Source organism: Streptomyces sparsogenes (assembly GCF_001704635.1).
In the GTDB taxonomy this organism is placed as follows: Bacteria; Actinomycetota; Actinomycetes; order Streptomycetales; family Streptomycetaceae; genus Streptomyces; species Streptomyces sparsogenes.
On the sequence record NZ_MAXF01000017.1, the window covers coordinates 1 to 18,921 of the forward strand.

The following is an 18,921-nucleotide window of genomic DNA, read 5'->3' on the forward strand; positions in this document are numbered from 1 at the left end:
GGTGTTCAGCGTGGTGAAGCCGTCCGCGGCGAGATAGTCCGGGATCCTGCGGACCATCCCTTCCGTCCCCAGCCAGTGCTGGACGAGGAAGGTGCCGTGGAAGCCGATGAACAGCGTCCAGAAGGTGATCTTGCCGAGACGCTCGTCCAGCATCTTGCCGGTGAACTTCGGCCACCAGAAGTGGAATCCGGCGAACATCGCGAACACGACCGTGCCGAAGACCACGTAGTGGAAGTGCGCCACCACGAAGTACGAGTCCGAGACGTGGAAGTCCATGGGCGGCGAGGCCAGGATGACACCGGTCAGACCACCGAAGGTGAAGGTGATCAGGAAGCCGATCGTCCACAGCATCGGGGTCTCGAAGGACAGCGACCCCTTCCACATCGTGCCGATCCAGTTGAAGAACTTGATACCGGTCGGCACCGCGATGAGGAACGTCATGAAGGAGAAGAACGGCAACAGCACGCCGCCCGTGACGTACATGTGGTGCGCCCACACCGTCACCGACAGACCCGCGATCGAGATCGTCGCGCCGATCAGCGAGACGTAACCGAACATCGGCTTGCGCGAGAACACCGGAATGATCTCGGAGACGATGCCGAAGAACGGCAGCGCGATGATGTACACCTCGGGATGGCCGAAGAACCAGAAGAGGTGCTGCCACAGCAGCGCTCCGCCGTTGGCCGCGTCGAAGACGTGCGCCCCGAATTTACGGTCGGCCTCCAGCGCGAACAGGGCGGCGGCCAGGACCGGGAAGGCCAGCAGCACCAGCACACCGGTGAGCAGCACGTTCCAGGTGAAGATCGGCATGCGGAACATCGTCATGCCCGGAGCGCGCATGCAGATGATCGTGGTGATGAAGTTGACCGAGCCGAGGATGGTGCCGAAGCCGGAGAAGGCCAGACCCATGATCCACATGTCGGCGCCCACACCCGGCGAGCGGACCGCGTCCGACAGCGGGGAGTACGCGAACCAGCCGAAGTCGGCCGCGCCCTGCGGGGTGAGGAACCCGGCGACCGCGATGATCGAGCCGAACAGGTAGAGCCAGTAGGCGAACATGTTCAGCCGCGGGAACGCCACGTCGGGCGCGCCGATCTGCAGCGGCATGATCCAGTTCGCGAAGCCGGCGAACAGCGGCGTGGCGAACATCAGCAGCATGATCGTGCCATGCATGGTGAACGCCTGGTTGAACTGCTCGTTCGTCATGAGCTGCGTGCCGGGACGGGCCAGCTCGGCGCGCATGAGCAGCGCCAGGAGCCCGCCGATGCAGAAGAACGCGAACGACGTGACGAGGTAGAGCGTCCCGATCGTCTTGTGGTCGGTGGTGGTCAACCACTTGACGACGGAGTTCCCTGGTTGCTTGCGGCGCACCGGCGGCCCGTCCGCGTGTGCGGCGGCTGCGTCGGCACCCTGAGGTTCGTTGAGGATGCTCACTTGTTCCTGGTCTCCGCGTTCTTGGCGGCGTCCGTCTGCTCAATGCCCGCCGGGATGTATCCGGTCTGACCCTTCTTCGCCAGGTCCTCCAGGTGCTTCCGGTATTCCTTCGGGGAGACGACCTTGACGTTGAAGAGCATCCGCGAGTGGTCCTGACCGCACAGCTCGGCGCACTTGCCCAGGAAGGTGCCCTCCTTGTTCGGGGTCACCTCGAAGCGGTTGGTGTGCCCCGGGATGACGTCCATCTTCATCAGGAAGGGGACCACCCAGAACGAGTGGATGACGTCACGGGAAGTCAGGATGAACTGGACCTTCTCGCCCTTCGGCAGCCACAGCGTGGGGCCCGGGTTGCCGGTGTCCGGGTCGCGGTCACCCGGGATGCCCGCCTCGTACACGCCCTCCGCGCCCTTGGGCACGGCCTTGAGCATGCGGTCCGGGATCGAGGAGACCTCTTCCGGGGTCTTCCTGGGCGTGGACAGGTTGCCGTCCACGTTCTCCATGTAGTTGAAGCCCCAGCTCCACTGGTAGCCCACCACGTTGATCACGTGGGCGGGCTTCGCGGAGGTCTTGAGGAGCGCGTTCTCATCGCGCGCGGTGAAGTAGAACAGCACCGAGACGATGATGATCGGGACCACGGTGTACAGCGCCTCGATGGGCATGTTGTACCGGGTCTGCGCGGGAACCTCGATCTTGGTCCTGCTGCGGCGGTGGAAGATGACCGCCCACAGGATCAGGCCCCAGACCAGAACGCCCGTGGCGAGCGCAGCCGCCCACGAGCCCTGCCACAGGGAGAGGATCCGCGGCGCCTCCTCCGTGACCGGGGTGGGCATTCCGAGGCGGGGGAAGTCCTTCGATGTGCAACCGGTGGCGGTCGCCAGGACCAAGCCCGCGGCCAGCGCCTGCAGCAGCTTCCGCCGCACCGGGCGCCGCGACGAGCGGTCGGAGCCGTTGGGACTCACGTAGCGCCTTCCCGAGAGTCTCGCCCGCACGGCCGCGGCCGTCTCGCTGGTCGGTCGCCGGCCCGGTGCGGGCAGGGGTTTGGATGTTTATGCGGACCAAACCCTACTGGACGCCATTTGGGGTCGCGCGGGGAGGGTGCCCAACGCGCCGGGGCGCTCCCCGAAGAGGCGGAGAAACCCGTTCGAAGAGGTGGAGAAACCCGTTCGAAGGGGCACTGAACAGGTCCCGCGTTAGCTTGTGTACGTGCCCTACTTCGACGCCGCTTCGTCCGCCCCGCTGCACCCCGTCGCCCGCCAGGCGCTGCTCGCCGCGCTCGACGAGGGCTGGGCCGATCCGGCCCGCCTCTACCGCGAGGGGCGGCGCGCCAGGCTGCTGTTGGACGCCGCCCGGGAGGCGGCGGCCGACGCCGTGGGCGTCCGCCCCGACGAGCTCACTTTCACCTCTTCGGGTACCCGCGCGTTGCACGACGGCATCGCCGGGGCCCTCGCGGGCCGCCGCCGGGCGGGCCGCCATCTGGTCCACTCCGCCGTCGAGCACTCCGCGGTGCTGCACGCCGCGGCCGCCCACGAGGCGGCCGGCGGCACGGTCGCCGAGGTCCCGGTGGACCGCGCCGGCCGGGTCGCGCCGGGCGCGTACGCCGCCGCCCTGCGCGCGGCCCCCGGCCCCACCGCCCTGGCCTGTCTCCAGTCCGCCAACCACGAGGTGGGGACGCGGCAGCCGGTGGCCGAGGCGGCGGCGGAGTGCGCGGAGGCGGGCGTGCCGCTGCTCGTCGACGCCGCGCAGTCGCTGGCCTTCGGCCCGGTCCCGGGCGACTGGTCGCTGCTGACCGCGAGCGCCCACAAGTGGGGCGGGCCGTCGGGCGTCGGCCTGCTGGCCGTGCGCAAGGGCGTGCGCTTCGCTCCCCAGGGCCCGGCGGACGAGCGCGAGTCGGGCCGCGCCCCCGGCTTCGAGAACATCCCCGCCGTCCTCGCGGCCGCGGCCTCGCTGCGCGCCGTACGGGAGGAGGCCGCCGCGGAGGCCGAGCGGCTGCGGGAGCTGGTGGACCGGATCCGGGCCCGGGTGCCGCGGCTGGTCCCCGACGTGGAGGTGGTCGGCGACCCGGAGCGGCGGCTACCCCACCTGGTGACCTTCTCGTGTCTCTATGTCGACGGGGAGGCGCTGCTGCACGAGCTGGACCGGGCGGGCTTCTCCGTGTCCTCCGGCTCCTCGTGCACCTCCGGCACCCTGACGCCGAGCCATGTGCTGCGCGCGATGGGCGTGCTGTCCGAGGGCAACGTCCGCGTCTCGCTGCCCCTCGGGACGGCCGAGGAGGACGTCGAGCGCTTCCTCGCCGTGCTGCCGGACGTGGTGCGCGGGGTGCGCGGGCGGCTCGGCGCGCCGGAACGGGCGGAGGAGGCCACGGCGGCCTCGGCCGGGTCGGCTTCCGGCGATTCGGGGGTCTCCGCCGGCCCGGCGGGCTCCGCCGGGCCGGGTGCGGGCGGTCCGGGTGCGGGCGGTCCGGGGGACGAGGAGGCGGAGCTGGTGGTCGACTCGCTCGGCAAGCTCTGCCCGATCCCGGTCATCGAGCTGGCCAAGGTCATCGGGGAGGTCCCGGTCGGCGGCCTCGTCACGGTGCTCGCCGACGACGAGGCCGCCCGGCTGGACATCCCGGCGTGGTGCGCGATGCGCGGCCACACGTACGAAGGGGAACGCCCGGCCGACCGCGGCACGGCGTACCGCGTCCGCCGCCGGGCGTAGAGGTGCCCCCTCCGGAAGGTGGGTCAGCCGCCGAGGTGGGGCTGGATCTCGGAGGCCGCCTCCTGGCCGTACGCCTTGGCGAAGCGCTCCGTGAAGTGGCCGCGGCGCAGCTCGTACTCCTGGGGGCCGAGGGTCTCGATGACCAGCGTCGCGAGCATGCAGCCGACCTGGGCCGCGCGCTCGAGGGACAGGTCCCAGGAGAGCCCGGAGAGGAAGCCCGCGCGGAACGCGTCGCCGACGCCCGTCGGGTCCACCTTCGCCTCTTCCTCCGGGCAGCCGACGAGGATCGGCTCCTCGCCGGCGCGGTCGATGCGCACGCCCTGCGCCCCGAGGGTCGTGACGCGGGTGCCGACCTTGGCCAGGATCTCGTCCGCCGACCAGCCGGTCTTGGTCTCGGTCAGCGCCGCCTCGTACTCGTTGGTGAACAGGTAGTCCGCGCCCTCCACGAGCAGCCGGATGTCGTCGCCACCCATGCGGGCGAGCTGCTGCGAGGGGTCGGCGGCGAACGGGATGCCGCGCGAGCGGCACTCCTCGGTGTGGCGGACCATGGCCTCCGGGTCGTCCGCGCTGATCAGGACGAGGTCGAGCCCGCCGACCCGGTCCGCGACGGGCTGCAGCTCGATCTGGCGCGCCTCGCTCATCGCGCCGGTGTAGAAGGACGCGATCTGGTTGTGGTCGGTGTCGGTGGTGCACACGAAGCGCGCGGTGTGCAGGACCTCGGAGATGTGGACGGACTCGGTGTCCACGCCGTGGCGGTCCAGCCAGGCGCGGTAGTCCGCGAAGTCCGCGCCGGCCGCCCCGACCAGGATCGGGCGCAGGCCGAGGACGCCCATGCCGAAGCAGATGTTGGGGCCGACGCCGCCGCGGCGGACGTCGAGGGTGTCCACCAGGAAGGAGAGGGAGACCGTGTGCAGCTGGTCGGCGACCAGCTGATCGGCGAAGCGGCCGGGGAAGGTCATCAGGTGGTCGGTGGCGATGGAGCCGGTGACTGCGATTCGCACGGCGGGTCTGCTCCTGCGGGCGACGGAGGACAACGGACGCCTTACGCTATCGGCTCCGTCACCCCCGCACGAACGGTCGAAACCACCCGATATTAGCTCGTTTCACACCGGGTGCACGATGCATACGGTGCGTACGGGGTGACGGTTACGGCGGCCGGAGGAACCACGTGCCCCGCCGCTCCGTCTCAGCGACGTGCCCCTCGCGAGAGGTGGGACGGTACAGCTTCAGCGGAGCCGAAGGAGCGAAACGGTGAGCACCGAGGACACCGACACCCCACAGACCCCCGAGGGCGACGACCCGCGGCCGCGCCGGCGTTCGCCACTGGCCGTCGCCTCGGTGGCGGCGGCGGTGCTGCTCGCCGGTGGCGGCGGGGCGTACTGGGCCTCGACCGCCGCGGGCGGCGGGCAGGACCCGGGCGCCGCACGGGAGGACGGTTCACCGAAGCCGCTCGCGCTGGACGGGCCCGGGGCCGCGGACCGGCCGGGGATCGCGCCCGGCGAGCCGAACCCGTACGGCCGGCAGTACAAGGCCGTCGGCGAGCTGCCGGAAGGGCCCGGGTCGGCCGCGGTGTACCGGACCGGCGCCAAGGTCACCAAGGCGGAGGTGGCGCGGCTGGCGAAGGCCCTGGACCTGCCGGGGAGCCCGCGCGCGGACCACGGCACCTGGAAGGTCGGGGGCAGCAAGGACACGATGAGCCCGGTGCTCCGGGTGAGCCAGAAGGCGCCGGGCGGCTGGTCGTACTCGGCCTACGGCTCCCCGGGCGGCACCTCCTGCGTGGAGCCGCCGGAGGCGGGCGAGCAGAGCTGCCCCTCCTACCGCGGCGGGGCCTCGGGTTCCGAGGGGGCAGCGGACTCCAAGGGCGACAAGGGGTCCGACGGCAAGGGGTCCGACGGCAAGGTGTCGGACGGCAAGGGGTCCGACCGGGCCGTCTCCGAGGGCAGGGCCAAGCGCGTGGCCGGGCCGGTGCTGAAGGCCCTGGGGCTGGACGGCGCGAAGCTGGACGCGGCCCGGCTCCACGGCGCGGTGCGGGTGGTGACGGCCGACCCGGTGCTGGACGGCCTGCCGACCCACGGCTGGCAGACGAGTCTGCAAGTGGGCGCGGACGGACAGCTGGTCGGGGGCGCCGGGCTGCTGTCGAAGCCCGCGAAGGACGACACGTACCCGCTGATCGGCGCGGACAAGGCGGTGAAGCTGCTCAGCAAGGAGGGCGCGGCGCCGCGGAGCGAGAAGAAGGCCGAGAAGACCGAGAAGGCGGAGGAGAAGGGCGGCACGGGCGGCAGCGGTACGGAGGGCAAGGGCGACGAGGTCACGGTGCGCAAGGCGACCCTCGGGCTCGCGGCGCGCTCCGTGGACGGGCGGCCGGCGCTGGTGCCGTCCTGGCTCTTCCAGGTCGCGCCGTCGGGCGCGCGGGACGGCCTGAGCACGGTGACCTACCCGGCCGTCGACCCGAAGTTCCTCAAGAAGCCCTCCCCCGGTACGTCCCCCTCCACGGGGACCGGTACCGGCCAGGTCGACGACATCACGTCGTACAGCGTGTCCGGGAAGACCCTGACGGTGCGCTTCTGGGGCGGCGTCTGCGAGTCGTACAAGGTCTCCGCCGAGGAGTCCGCCTCGCGGGTGAAGCTGGAGATCAAGGGGAAGCGGCTGCACCCGGGCCGGCCCTGCATCCTCATCGCCAAGCGGATCGAGAAGAAGGTCGAGCTGGACAAGCCGCTCGACGACCGGAAGGTCGTGGACGCGAGGACCGGCGAGACCGTGCCCCGGCGGAAGTGAGCCCCCGGCGCGCCCTTTGGCTCAGCCGCTGTGGCGCGCGGACCACAAACGCCGTGGGGGCGGGCCCGGTCGGGCCCGCCCCCACGGCGTTTCGCGGTAACGCGACGGTGGCCTAGCTGAAGCTGTCACCGCAGGCGCAGGAGCCCGTGGCGTTCGGGTTGTCGATCGTGAAGCCCTGCTTCTCGATGGTGTCGACGAAGTCGATCGAGGCACCGTTCAGATACGGGGCGCTCATGCGGTCGGTCACGACCTTGACCCCGCCGAAGTCCTTGACGACGTCGCCGTCGAGCGAGCGCTCGTCGAAGAAGAGCTGGTAGCGCAGGCCGGAGCAGCCGCCGGGCTGGACGGCGACGCGCAGCGCGAGGTCGTCGCGGCCCTCCTGCTCCAGCAGGCTCTTGACCTTCGACGCGGCGGCGTCGGACAGGATGATGCCCTCGCTCGCGGTGGTCTCGTCCTGAACGGTCATCTGCTTCTCTCCCGGGTCGTACGGACTGCTTGCCGTGGGCTCCAACCAACGGCGTCCCGGATTCATTCCGGGGCGGGCGCTTTTCTTCCTGCGTTGTTCATGCTCGCACACACGGGCGGCCCTCCGGAATGCGTCACATTGACGCGATGAGCATCGTCAAACTGACGTGAAGCAGGATATGATAGATAGCGTCATTTTGACGATTAAGGGTCCCCCGTGAAGAAAGAAGGGTGCGTGACGTGACCACCGCCCAACCCCTCGACGTCCAGCCGACACCACTCGCCCTGCTGCTCCTCGGCCGCCAGGCCGACCCCCGGAGCGAGCGCGGCGTGGAGTGCCCCGGCGACCTGCCCGCGCCCTCCGACCCGGACCTGGTGGCGCGCGCCCGCGCGGCCAAGGCCGCGCTCGGGGAGCGGGTGTTCGTGCTCGGCCACCACTACCAGCGGGACGAGGTCATCGAGTTCGCCGATGTCACCGGGGACTCCTTCAAGCTGGCCCGCGACGCGGCCGCCCGGCCGGACGCCGAGTACATCGTCTTCTGCGGTGTCCACTTCATGGCCGAGTCCGCCGACATCCTGACCGGCGACAACCAGCAGGTCATCCTCCCCGATCTGGCGGCGGGCTGCTCGATGGCCGACATGGCCACCGCCGAGCAGGTCGCCGAGTGCTGGGACGTGCTGACCGAGGCCGGGGTCGCCGGGGTGACGGTGCCCGTCTCGTACATGAACTCCTCCGCCGACATCAAGGCCTTCACCGGCCGGCACGGCGGCACGATATGCACCTCCTCCAACGCCAAGCGGGCGCTGGACTGGGCCTTCGAGCAGGGAGAGAAGGTGCTGTTCCTGCCCGATCAGCACCTGGGGCGCAACACCGCGGTGCGCGAGATGGGCATGTCCCTGGACGACTGCGTGGTCTACAACCCGCACAAGCCGGGCGGCGGCCTGACCGCCGAGGAGCTGCGCGCCGCCAAGATGATCCTGTGGCGCGGGCACTGCTCGGTGCACGGCCGGTTCTCGCTGGACTCGGTCAACGAGGTCCGCGAGCGCGTCCCGGGCGTCAACGTCCTGGTGCACCCCGAGTGCAAGCACGAGGTGGTGGCGGCCGCGGACCACGTGGGCTCGACCGAGCACATCATCAAGACCCTGGAGGCCGCGCCGGCCGGCTCCAAGTGGGCGATCGGCACCGAGCTGAACCTCGTCCGCCGACTGGCGAACCGTTTCGCCAGTGAGGACAAGGAGATCGTCTTCCTCGACCGCACGGTGTGCTTCTGCTCCACGATGAACCGGATCGACCTGCCGCACCTGGTCTGGTCCCTGGAGTCGCTCGCGGCCGGCAAGGTCGTCAACCGGATCCAGGTCGACAAGGAGACCGAGGCCTATGCCAAGCTCGCCCTCGAGCGGATGCTGGCCCTGCCGTAACCGGCCACCCCACCAGGTGGCCGGGCGGGCCCGGGGCCGATCCTCCCCCGGGCCCGCCCGGCCTTCCCGGCCGGCTCGTCTCCGGCTCGGCCCCGGCTCAGCCCCGGGGCCGCACCAGCCCCGTCTCGTACGAGATCACCACCAGCTGCGCCCGGTCCCGGGCGCCGAGCTTGGCCATCGCGCGGTTCACATGCGTCTTGACCGTGAGCGGGCTGACCTCCAGCCGCGCCGCGATCTCGTCGTTGGACAGCCCGCCCGCGACCTGCACCAGCACCTCCCGCTCCCGCACGGTCAGCGCGTCCAGCCGCGCCGCGTCGTACGCGCCCTCCCCGTCGTCCGAGCCGCCCTGCGCCAGGAACCTGGCGATCAGCCCCTTGGTGGCGGCCGGGGACAGCAGCGCCTCGCCCGCCGCCGCGATCCGGATCGCGGCCAGCAGCTCGTCGGGCTCGGCGCCCTTGCCCAGGAAGCCGCTCGCGCCGGCCCGCAGCGACTCCACGACGTACTCGTCCACCTCGAACGTCGTCAGCATCACCACCCGGACGTCGCCGAGCCGCGGATCCTCGCTGATCATGCGGGTCGCGGTGAGCCCGTCCGTGCCGGGCATCCGGATGTCCATCAGCACCACGTCGGCGCCCCGGTCACGGGCGATCTCCACGGCCTCGGCGCCGTCCGCCGCCTCGCCGACCACCTCCATGTCCGGCTCGGAATCCACCAGCACCCGGAACGCGCTGCGCAGCAGCGCCTGGTCGTCGGCCAGCAGCACCTTGATGGTCATGAGTCCCCTCCGCCCCCTTCTCCCCGATCTCCACGCGACTCCCCCGCGCGCGCCTGCAGGGGCAGTCTCACCCGGACCCGGAAGCCGCCCTGCGCCCGGGGTCCCGCCTCGCAGCTGCCGCCGAGCGCGGCGACCCGCTCCCGCATCCCGATCAGCCCGTGTCCGCCGCCCGGTCCCTCCGCCGGGGGCTCCTCGGCGCAGGGGCCGTCGTCGTCCACGGTGATCAGCAGCACGGCGGAGGTGCGCACGATCCGCACCTGGGCCTTGGCGTCCGGCCCGGCATGCTTGTGCACATTGGTCAGGGCCTCCTGGACGATCCGGTAGGCGGTGAGGTCCACCGAGGCCGCCAGCGAGCCGAGGCCGTCCCGGGAGACCGCCTCCACCTCCACCCGCAGCCCGGCCCGTACGAACCCGTCGACCAGCTGGTCCAGCACCGCCAGGCCCGGGGCCGGCTCGGTGGGCGCGGCCGGGTCGCCGTACTGCCGCAGCAGCCCGACGGTGGCGCGCAGCTCGTCGAGCGCCGAGCGGCTGGCCTCCCGTACGTGCGCGAGCGCCTGCTTGGCCTGGTCCGGGCGACTGTCCATGACGTGGGAGGCCACCCCGGCCTGCACATTGACCAGCGCGATGTGGTGGGCGACCACGTCGTGCAGCTCGCGGGCGATGCGCAGCCGCTCCTCGGCGACCCGGCGGCGGGCCTCCTCCTCGCGGGTCCGCTCGGCGCGCACTGCGCGCTCCTCGATGGCCGCGATGTACGCGCGGCGGCTGCGCACCGCGTCGCCCGCGGCGGCGGCGAGACCGGTCCAGGCGAAGATGCCGAAGTTCTCCTGCGCGTACCAGGGGCGCAGCCCGCAGAGCATCGCGGCCCCGGTGAGCAGGGCGACGGTGATCAGACCGACGCGCAGCGTGGTCGGCCGGTCGGTGCGCGCCGCGACCGTGCACAGGGCGACCACGACGCCGAAGACGATGGAGGTGCGCGGGGGGCCGTCGTGGGCGGTGACCACCTCCACGACGGTGAGCGCGCCGGTGACGGCAAGGACGCCGATCGGGAAGCGGCGGCGCAGCACGAGCGCGGCCGCGGACAGCGCGGCCAGCAGGACGAAGACCGCGTTGATCGGGTGGTGGCCGGTGTGCGGGCTGGCCGCGGCGCCGATCAGCATCAGCGCGAAGGTGACGAGGGCCAGCAGGGTGTCCAGCGACCTCGGATGCGCGGTCAGCCAGCGGTACGGCCGGGCCAGGCCCGGCCCGACGGCGAGGGGAGTCACGGCACCCAACCGTAACGACCCGGCGCCGGGTGCCGGCTCAGCCCGGGATGAGGCCGTCGTCCTTGAGCATCGCCCGGACCTCCGCGAGCGTCGCGTCCGGGGCGGGCAGGATGAGTTCCGAGGGCTCCAGGGAGTCGTCGGGCAGCGGCTCGCCCAGCGAGCGCACCGCGTCCAGCAGCGCGCCGAGGGTGCGCCGGAAGCCGTCCTCGTCGTCGCTGTGCACCTCGGCGAGCAGCTCGTCGTCGAGCCTGTTCAGGCCGGACAGGTGGCTGTCGTCCAGCCGTAGCTGCCCCTCCCCCATGATCCGTACGATCACGACGACCTCCTTCGGGGCCGGGGTGGACCACTGGTCGGCTACGCGTCCGTCACTTGTCCATATTGGGGCGGGGCTGCTCCTGCTTCTGCCCGCCCTCGATGGCCTGCTGCGGGGAGCCGCCCGCCAGCTCGGCCTTCATCCGCTGGAGCTCCAGCTCCACGTCCGAGCCGCCGGAGATCCGGTCCAGCTCAGCGGCGATGTCGTCCTTGGCCATGCCGGAGGGGTCGTCGAGCGCGCCGGACGCCAGCAGCTCGTCGAGGGCGCCGGCCCGGGCCTGGAGCTGCGCGGTCTTGTCCTCGGCGCGCTGGATCGCCATGCCGACGTCGCCCATCTCCTCGGAGATGCCGGAGAAGGCCTCGCCGATCTGGGTCTGCGCCTGGGCCGCGGTGTAGGTGGCCTTGATGGTCTCCTTCTTCGTACGGAAGGCGTCCACCTTGGCCTGGAGCCGCTGCGCGGCCAGCGTCAGCTTCTCCTCCTCGCCCTGGAGCGTCCGGTGCTGGGTCTCCAGGTCGGTGACCTGCTGCTGCAGCGCGGCGCGGCGGGAGAGCGCCTCGCGCGCCAGGTCCTCCCGGCCCAGCGCGAGCGCCTTGCGCCCCTGGTCCTCGAGCTTGCTCGACTGCCCCTGCAACTGGTTGAGCTGGAGCTCCAGGCGCTTGCGGGAGGTGGCCACGTCCGCGACGCCGCGCCGCACCTTCTGGAGCAGCTCGAGCTGCTTCTGGTACGAGTAGTCAAGGGTCTCGCGCGGGTCTTCGGCCCGGTCCAGGGCCTTGTTGGCCTTCGCGCGGAAGATCATTCCCATACGCTTCATGACACCGCTCATGGGCCTCGCGCGCCCCCTTCTGACGGACTACGGACTACCGGCTCCAGCACTCATCCAACAGACCCAGCCTACGGGCCCTGTCTCCATTACCGCACTGTTCCGGGCCGCTCGCGCTCCTCCCCAAGGACGATCAGGTCCGCGGCGCCTCCGGCGCAAGGAGGAGCGGGGAGGAGCGGGATGGGGCAGGGTGGAGCGGAGCAGAAGCCGGGAGGAGCACGGTGCCGTTGCGGGATCGTTCCCCCTGGGGCTGGGGCCCACACCCTTCAACCCGTACCCTTGGGCTTTGTGTTCCGTAGCCGTTCCAAGGACGAGCAGGCCGCCACCGCCAAGGTGATCGCGGACCAGCCGCAGCAGCCCCGTGACCCTCAGGCGCCCAAGGGCCGCCCGACCCCCAAGCGCAGCGTGGCCCAGTCGCAGCGCCGCAGCGTGGCGAGTACGCCGATGAATCGCAAGGACGCCGCGCGGCGCCAGCGCGAGGCCCGGCGCGCCGACCTCGCGCGCCAGCGCGAGGCGCTGGCCGGCGGCGACGAGCGGTATCTGCCCGCCCGCGACAAGGGGCCGGTGCGGCGCTTCGCCCGCGACTTCGTGGACTCCCGCTTCCACGTGGCGGAGTTCTTCCTGCCGCTGGCCGTGGTGATCCTGGTCCTCAGCATGGTCCAGGCCGGGGCGATGCAGACCTATGTGCTGCTGCTGTGGATGCTGGTCATCCTCCTGATCGTGGTCAACTCGATCGTCCTCGCCATCCAGCTCAAGCGTCAGCTGCGGAAGCGGTTCCCCGATGAGAACCTGCGCGGCGCGGTGCCGTACGCCCTGATGCGTACGCTCCAGATGCGCCGCCTGCGGCTGCCCAAGCCGCAGGTCAAGCGCGGAGAGCGGCCCTGAGCGGGGCCGCTTCCGGCATCCCGGACGGCTTTGGTTCGGCGGGCGGTTCCGGTTCGGCGGGCGGTTCCGGTTCGGCGGGCGGTTCCGGTTCGGCGGGCGGTTCCGGTTCGGCGGGCTCCGGCTTCGCGGGCGGGGCGAGTGGCTGGCTGAGCGGTCTCGGCGGCCTGCGGAACACCGTCCGGCAGACACTGGTCGCCCGCCAGCTCGACGAGCGGATCGCGGCCCACTTTCCGGTGGGCCGGCGGCTCCGCGTGCTCGACGTCGGTCTCGGCCAGGGCACCCAGGCCCTCCGGCTGGCCCGCGCGGGCCACGAGGTGACCGGCCTGGAGTCCGATCCGGCGATGCTGGACGCGGTCCGCGAGGCCCTGTCGGCCGAGCCGGCGGGCATCCGGGAGCGGGTGCGCCTCATCGAGGGCGACGGCCGGGACACGGGCGCGCACTTCCTGCCGGGCGCCTTCGACGTCGTGCTGTGCCACGGCGTGCTGATGTACGTGCCCGAGCCGGACCCGATGCTCGCCGCCCTGGCGCGCGTGCTGGCGCCCGGCGGCCTGCTGTCCCTGCTGGTCCGCAACGCCGACGCGCTCGCGCTGCGGCCGGGGCTCCAGGGGGACTGGGACGGCGCCCTCGCCGCCTTCGACTCCCCCGCGTACACCAACCGCATCGGCCTGTCGGTCCGCGCCGACCGGCGCGAGGAGCTGACCACCACGCTCACCGCGATCGGGGCGCCGCTGCACACCTGGTACGGCGTGCGGGTCTTCACCGACCTGGCCCCCGACGACTCAGGTGTGCCGGACGACTGGGACCGGCTGCTGGAAGCGGAGGACCGGGCCGGGCGCACGGACCCGTACCGCGCGGTGGCGGCCCTGCTGCACCTGTGCGGGGTGCGCGGCGGAGCCTGAGCGGCCGTACGCGCACGTGCGGAGCGCGCGGAGCCTGTACGCCTGTGCGGAGCGCGCGGCTGAGCGGGCGGCCCATCGGCCCCTCCTCAGCCGCGCGCCCTCACCTCATCCCTCCTCGGCCCGCAGGCTCATGGGCCCGTAGATCTTGGACCCGTCCTCGAAGAGGGTCACCTGCTCCGCCCCTCCCTCCAGCAGGGCTCTCCACTCCTCCCCGATCCACGACTCGGCGTCCCCCTGCGTCGGGAACTCGTCGGGCTGCACCGCGGGCTTCGTCTCCGTACCGTCGGACTTCTCGAACCGCCACGTCCATGCCATGTCCGCCTCCTCCATCCCGCCGGTCACTTGATGTCTGCCCCGCAGCCTAGGCCCTGTCGTCAAAGTCCCGCCTGCCCCACGACGCCTGGCACGCACGCTCGCTGCGTTGTCGGGATCGTCCGAGTAGGCCCACTACGAGGACGACCCTCCGCCTTGCGATCGCACGCACCAGACGCCGTGGGGCCCGCCCTGCGGGCGGACGGCGCTACTTTGACGACAGGGCCTAGGCGACTGATCACGCGCGGCGGGGTGACCTGGCGGAGTGACCTGAGCGCGCCCGCCGCACCGGGACGCGAGACGATCAGGGCGTGGAACTCACTCTCCTGGGCACCGGGGCCCCCGCCGGGCTGCCCCGGCACGGCTGTCCCTGCGCGGCCTGCGCCACCGCCGTCGGCGACGAGGCGCGGGCTGCGACCGCGCTGCTGGTCGACGGGGCGCTGCTGCTCGACCTCACCCCCGGCGCGGCCTTCGCCGCCGCGCGGGCCGGATACTCCCTGACCGGTGTGGTGCAGGTGCTGCTCTCCCACCCCCACGCGGGCCCGGCCGTCGAGTTCCCCGCCGGGCTGCCCGCGCCGGGCCGGGTGCCCGACGGGCGCGAGCTGGCCCTCATCAGCGGCCACCGGGTGCGGGCCGTGCCGCTGGACTCCCCCGGCACCGGCTACGAGGTCACCGGCCCCGACTCCACCCGCCTCCTCTACCTCCCGCCCGGCGCCGCCCCCGCCGGCCTGGCCGCCCCCGCCGAGCCCTACGACATGGTGCTGCTCGACGTCCTCGGCCGCCCCTCCGCGCTGGCCCAGCTGCGCGCCACCGGGGCGGTCGGCCCGACCACGGACGTCCTCGCCGTCCACCTCGACCACACCGTCCCGCCCGGCCCCGAGCTGCACCGCCGGCTCGCGGCGGCGGGCGCGCGCGCCGTACCGGACGGCGAGACGGTCGTCGTCGGCGAGTACCACGCGGTGCCCGACCTGCCGCGCCGCACCCTCGTCCTCGGCGGCGCGCGCTCCGGCAAGTCCGTGGAGGCCGAACGGCGGCTGGCGGCCCTGCCCGACGTCCTCTACGTCGCCACCGGCGGCACCCGCGAGGAGGACCCCGACTGGGCCGAGCGCGTCGCCGCCCACCGCGAGCGCCGCCCCGCCTCCTGGCGCACCGCCGAGACCCGCGACCTGCCGCCGCTGCTGGCCCGGGAGGGCGGCCCGCTGCTGATCGACTGCCTCTCGCTGTGGCTCACCGACGCGATGGACTCCGTCGGCGCCTGGGACGACGACACCTGGGCGCAGGGCGGCCGGAGCGCCCTCCACGAGCGCGTCGACGCCCTGGTCGCCGCCGTGCGCGCCACCACCCGCACGGTGGTGGCCGTCAGCAACGAGGTGGGCTCGGGGGTCGTCCCCGCCACCGCCTCGGGGCGCCGCTTCCGCGATGAACTCGGCCGTCTGAACGCGGCGTTCGCGGCGGAGTGCGAACAGGTCCTGCTGGTCGTGGCCGGCCAGGCCCTGCCGCTGCGGGGCTGAGCGCGCGCCGGGCGGCGGCCCGCCCACCCGGCCCCCGCGGCCACCGCGACCCCGCCCCGGGACACCCCGGCGCCGGGTAGGGTTCCGCCCGTGAGCGGTCTGAATCTCGATGACTTCGTCGACCTGATCGAGCGTCCCGACGGCGGCGTCCGGCGTGACGCCGAGGAGCGCCGGGCGCGGCTGGCGCTGCCCCCGGGGGCGCTCGGGCGCCTGGACGAGCTGGGCGAGTGGCTGGCCGCCGCCCAGCAGCGGGTGCTGGTCGAGCCGATCGAGCGGCCGCGCGTGGTGCTCTTCGCCGGCGACCACGGCGTCGCGGAACTGGGCGTGTCCGCCCGCCCCGCGGGCAGCGCCCACCGGCTCGTACGCGCCGTGCTGGACGGCGAGAGCCCCGTGGCCGTCCTGGCCCGCCGCTTCGACGTGCCCCTGCGCGTCGTCGACATGTCCCTGGACTGCGACCCCGACGACCTCCCCAAGGAGGTCACCCGCCACCGCGTCCGCCGCGGCTCCGGCCGCCTGGACATCGAGGACGCGCTGACCCTCGAGGAGGCCGAGCAGGCCTTCCGCGCCGGCATGGCCATCGCCGACGAGGAGGCCGACGGGGGCACCGACCTCCTCGTCCTCGGCGATCTGAGCGTCGGCGGCACCACCGCCGCCGGGACCCTGGTCGCCGCGCTGTGCGGCACCGACGCCTCGCAGGTCACCGGGCGCGGCGGCGCGGGCATCGACGACCTCGCCTGGATGCGCAAGTGCGCGGCCATCCGCGACGGGCTGCGCCGCGCCCGCCCGGTCCTCGGCGACCAGCTGCAACTGCTGGCGACCTGCGGCGGCGCCGACCTCGCCGCGATGACGGGCTTCCTGCTCCAGAGCGCCGTACGCCGCACCCCCGTCATCCTCGACGGGGTGGTCTCGGCGGCGTGCGCGCTGGTCGCGCAGCGCGTCGCGTTCCGCGCGCCCGACTGGTGGCTGGCCGGGCACAGCAGCGGCGAGCCCGCCCAGGAGAAGGCGCTCGACCGCATCGCGCTCGACCCGCTGCTCGACCACGGCGTGACCGTGGGTGAGGGGACGGGGGCGCTGCTCGCCCTGCCGCTGGTGCGGGCGGCCGCGGCGCTCGCGGCCGAGCTGCCGGAGCGCACCGATCCGGTGGGCGACGAGGGGGCCGGCGCGACGGCCGCCCCGGCCACCGACGACATAACCTGACTGACCCGGGCCGCATGACCTGACTGACCCGGGCCTCCGGCCCCGGTCACCGGTCGGCCGTACCCCGCCGACACCGTTTCGTCCCTTCTGCCCCTATGCTCGCGGCATGGGAGAGGTCCGTACGAAACCGCCGGAGGCCACCCACCGCGACCGACCCCGGACGCGCCGCTCGGCCGCCTTCACGGTCTGGTACCTGCGCGCTGTCGCCGCGCTGAACTTCCTCGGCGCGGTGTGGGTGTCCTTCGGCAACGACATCAAGCGCCACAACGTCGACGAGTACTTCACCCCGTACCTGCTCACCGCGGGCTTCTTCTCCGGCGCCTTCTCGATGTTCCTGGCGATCACCATGCGCCGCCGCAAGCGCGCCGCATGGCTCCTCAACCTCGTCCTCGCCGGTCTGATCGTCCCCCTGCTGGCCCTGGCGCTGACCCGCCCGGCCGCCGCCCGGCACCCGCAGAACTGGGTCTCGCTCGGCCTCACCGCCGCCTTCGTCGCCGCGCTGCTCGCCGGGCGCCGCGCGTTCTACGCCAAGGGCGACCGCTCGAACCCCCGGCTCGCGGCCGCCGTCGCCGTCGGCGGGCTGCTGATCGGCTCGCTGGTGGCGGCCGGGCTGGTCACCCTCACCAACACCGCGCCCGACGACTACCGCTCCTCCTTCCTCGACCGCTGGCACTACGGCGTGCTGCGGCTGATCTCGCTCGCGGCCCTGGAGGGCCGCTTCGAGGGCATCGAGACCCCGGGCTGGGCGAACGTCGTCATCAACATCATGAGCACCGCCCTGCTCCTGCTGGTCCTGTACGTGGCCTTCCGCTCCCGCCGCGTCGTCGACCCGATCTCCGCGGAGGACGAGCACCGGCTGCGCGCCCTGCTGGACCGGCACGGCGACCGCGACTCGCTCGGCTACTTCGCGCTGCGCCACGACAAGAGCGTCATCTGGTCGCCGACCGGCAAGGCCGCCGTCACCTACCGGGTGGTGAGCGGCGTGGCCCTCGCCTCCGGCGACCCGCTCGGCGACCCGGAGGCCTGGCCCGGCGCGATCGACCGGTGGCTGAGCGAGGCCCGCGAACACGGCTGGACCCCGGCCGTCATCGGGGCGAGCGAGGAGGGCGGCACGGTGTACGCGCGGCACGGCCTGGACGCCCTGGAACTCGGGGACGAGGCGATCGTCGACACCGGGGAGTTCACGCTGGACGGGCGCGCCATGCGCACCGTGCGCCAGGCCTACAACCGCGTCAAGCGCGCCGGCTACACGGTCCGCATCCGCCACCACGAGGACATCCCGGAAGAGGAGATGGCCCGGCTGCTGCGGCTCGCCGACGACTGGCGGGACGGCGAGACCGAGCGCGGGTTCTCCATGGCGCTCGGCCGGCTCGGCGACCCCCGCGACGGCCGCTGCGTGCTGCTGGACTGCGCGGACCGCGACGGCAGACCGCGCGCGCTGCTGAGTTTCGCGCCCTGGGGGTCGCACGGGCTGTCCCTGGATCTGATGCGGCGCGACCGGGACTCGGACAACGGGCTGATGGAGTTCATGGTGCTGGAGCTGATCCAGCGGGCGAAGGAGGTCGGGGCCGACCAGATCTCGCTGAACTTCGCGATGTTCCGGTCGGTCTTCGAGCGCGGGTCGAGGCTGGGCGCGGGCCCCGTGCTGCGGCTGTGGCGCTCGCTGCTCGGCTTCTTCTCCCGCTGGTGGCAGATCGAGTCGCTGTACCGCGCCAACGCCAAGTACCGGCCGATCTGGGAGCCGCGCTACCTGCTCTTCGAGAAGAGCACGGACCTGCCGCGGATCGGCATCGCCGCGGCGCGCGCCGAGGGTTTCCTGGAGGCGCCGGGGCTGCCCAAGTGGCTGAACCGCAAGCGCCTGGAGACGGGCGCCGCGCGCTGAGCGCGAAGCGCGAAGCGCGGCGGGCGGCGGGCGGCGGCGGGCCCGGGGCCGCCAGGCCGCCCCGGGCGCACGCCGGGGCGGCCGGGCCACCCCGGGCCCGCCCGGGGGCGGACTGTCGGGCGCTGTCGGGCTGGCGGGCTCGGTCTGCCGGGCTGGCGGGCTGTTGGGCTACCGGGCCGTTGGGCTCGGTCTGCCGGGCTGCCGGGCTGCCGGGTGTCGGGCTGTTGGGCTGCCGGGCTGCCGGGTGTCGGCCTGCCGGGCTGGCGGGGCGGGCG

General features: G+C 73.0%; 17 protein-coding genes. 8 read left to right on the forward strand and 9 right to left on the reverse strand.

What is annotated here, in order from left to right; translation table 11 throughout:
- On the reverse strand, window positions 1-1,434 hold a 1,434-nt coding region (locus BBH68_RS02790; RefSeq protein ID WP_065958630.1), incomplete at its 3' end, for a cbb3-type cytochrome c oxidase subunit I.
- The gene (gene ctaC, locus BBH68_RS02795; protein ID WP_065958631.1) at window positions 1,431-2,393 is read right to left on the reverse strand and encodes an aa3-type cytochrome oxidase subunit II; all 963 of its coding nucleotides are present in this window, start codon (window positions 2,391-2,393) and stop codon (window positions 1,431-1,433) included. The genes ctaC and BBH68_RS02790, both read right to left, overlap by 4 nt.
- 244 nt (window positions 2,394-2,637) lie before the next feature.
- Between ctaC and BBH68_RS02800 the strand changes: the two genes are divergently transcribed.
- Window positions 2,638-4,131 carry a cysteine desulfurase/sulfurtransferase TusA family protein gene (locus tag BBH68_RS02800; RefSeq protein ID WP_065958645.1) on the forward strand — a complete coding sequence of 498 codons (1,494 nt, stop codon included), beginning with the start codon at window positions 2,638-2,640 and terminating at the stop codon, window positions 4,129-4,131.
- Between the two features lie 23 nt (window positions 4,132-4,154).
- Here the strand turns inward: BBH68_RS02800 and BBH68_RS02805 are convergent, their stop codons facing one another.
- Window positions 4,155-5,132, reverse strand: coding sequence for a carbohydrate kinase family protein (locus tag BBH68_RS02805; RefSeq protein WP_065958632.1), 978 nt, complete (start codon window positions 5,130-5,132; stop codon window positions 4,155-4,157).
- A gap of 250 nt (window positions 5,133-5,382) precedes the next feature.
- Between BBH68_RS02805 and BBH68_RS02810 the strand changes: the two genes are divergently transcribed.
- Complete coding sequence (locus tag BBH68_RS02810) at window positions 5,383-6,906, forward strand: hypothetical protein (protein ID WP_065958633.1); 1,524 nt, start codon at window positions 5,383-5,385, stop codon at window positions 6,904-6,906.
- Window positions 6,907-7,018: 112 nt separating this feature from the next.
- Here BBH68_RS02810 and erpA read toward each other — a convergent pair whose 3' ends face one another.
- Window positions 7,019-7,372, reverse strand: coding sequence for an iron-sulfur cluster insertion protein ErpA (gene erpA, locus BBH68_RS02815; protein ID WP_065958634.1), 354 nt, complete (start codon window positions 7,370-7,372; stop codon window positions 7,019-7,021).
- A 230-nt stretch (window positions 7,373-7,602) separates the two neighbouring features.
- Here erpA and nadA point away from each other — a divergent pair, with 230 nt between their 5' ends.
- Window positions 7,603-8,790 carry a quinolinate synthase NadA gene (gene nadA, locus BBH68_RS02820; RefSeq protein ID WP_076971038.1) on the forward strand — a complete coding sequence of 396 codons (1,188 nt, stop codon included), beginning with the start codon at window positions 7,603-7,605 and terminating at the stop codon, window positions 8,788-8,790.
- A gap of 97 nt (window positions 8,791-8,887) precedes the next feature.
- Here the strand turns inward: nadA and BBH68_RS02825 are convergent, their stop codons facing one another.
- The 4 genes from BBH68_RS02825 to BBH68_RS02840 are packed head-to-tail and all read right to left on the reverse strand — an operon-like array spanning window position 8,888 to window position 11,963.
- The gene (locus BBH68_RS02825) at window positions 8,888-9,565 is read right to left on the reverse strand and encodes a response regulator transcription factor (RefSeq protein WP_065958636.1); all 678 of its coding nucleotides are present in this window, start codon (window positions 9,563-9,565) and stop codon (window positions 8,888-8,890) included.
- Window positions 9,562-10,836, reverse strand: coding sequence for a sensor histidine kinase (locus BBH68_RS02830; RefSeq protein WP_079150759.1), 1,275 nt, complete (start codon window positions 10,834-10,836; stop codon window positions 9,562-9,564). Before BBH68_RS02830 ends, BBH68_RS02825 begins: the two co-directional genes overlap by 4 nt.
- A 28-nt stretch (window positions 10,837-10,864) precedes the next feature.
- Window positions 10,865-11,143, reverse strand: coding sequence for a PspA-associated protein PspAA (gene pspAA / locus BBH68_RS02835; RefSeq protein ID WP_065958638.1), 279 nt, complete (start codon window positions 11,141-11,143; stop codon window positions 10,865-10,867).
- Window positions 11,144-11,192: 49 nt separating this feature from the next.
- The gene (locus tag BBH68_RS02840) at window positions 11,193-11,963 is read right to left on the reverse strand and encodes a PspA/IM30 family protein (protein WP_076971037.1); all 771 of its coding nucleotides are present in this window, start codon (window positions 11,961-11,963) and stop codon (window positions 11,193-11,195) included.
- Window positions 11,964-12,248: 285 nt separating this feature from the next.
- On the opposite strand from BBH68_RS02840, the gene BBH68_RS02845 reads away from it, so the two are divergent.
- Both BBH68_RS02845 and BBH68_RS02850 read left to right on the forward strand, forming a co-directional pair.
- On the forward strand, window positions 12,249-12,845 hold the full coding sequence (locus BBH68_RS02845) for a DUF3043 domain-containing protein (RefSeq protein ID WP_065958640.1): 597 nt from the start codon (window positions 12,249-12,251) through the stop codon (window positions 12,843-12,845).
- Window positions 12,846-13,033: 188 nt separating this feature from the next.
- Window positions 13,034-13,744 carry a class I SAM-dependent methyltransferase gene (locus BBH68_RS02850; RefSeq protein ID WP_065958641.1) on the forward strand — a complete coding sequence of 237 codons (711 nt, stop codon included), beginning with the start codon at window positions 13,034-13,036 and terminating at the stop codon, window positions 13,742-13,744.
- A 105-nt stretch (window positions 13,745-13,849) separates the two neighbouring features.
- On the opposite strand, the gene BBH68_RS02855 is transcribed toward BBH68_RS02850, so the two are convergent.
- Entirely contained in the window at window positions 13,850-14,059 is a 210-nt protein-coding gene (locus BBH68_RS02855) for a hypothetical protein (protein ID WP_065958646.1), read from the reverse strand.
- Window positions 14,060-14,367: 308 nt separating this feature from the next.
- Here BBH68_RS02855 and BBH68_RS02860 point away from each other — a divergent pair, with 308 nt between their 5' ends.
- From BBH68_RS02860 to BBH68_RS02870, 3 genes are all read left to right on the forward strand, one after another.
- Window positions 14,368-15,567 (forward strand): bifunctional adenosylcobinamide kinase/adenosylcobinamide-phosphate guanylyltransferase, encoded by a 1,200-nt coding sequence (locus tag BBH68_RS02860; RefSeq protein ID WP_065958642.1) that lies wholly within the window; start codon window positions 14,368-14,370, stop codon window positions 15,565-15,567.
- Between the two features lie 99 nt (window positions 15,568-15,666).
- On the forward strand, window positions 15,667-16,764 hold the full coding sequence (gene cobT, locus BBH68_RS02865) for a nicotinate-nucleotide--dimethylbenzimidazole phosphoribosyltransferase (RefSeq protein ID WP_076971039.1): 1,098 nt from the start codon (window positions 15,667-15,669) through the stop codon (window positions 16,762-16,764).
- A 106-nt stretch (window positions 16,765-16,870) separates the two neighbouring features.
- Complete coding sequence (locus BBH68_RS02870; protein WP_065958644.1) at window positions 16,871-18,646, forward strand: phosphatidylglycerol lysyltransferase domain-containing protein; 1,776 nt, start codon at window positions 16,871-16,873, stop codon at window positions 18,644-18,646.
- Window positions 18,647-18,921 lie beyond the last annotated feature (275 nt).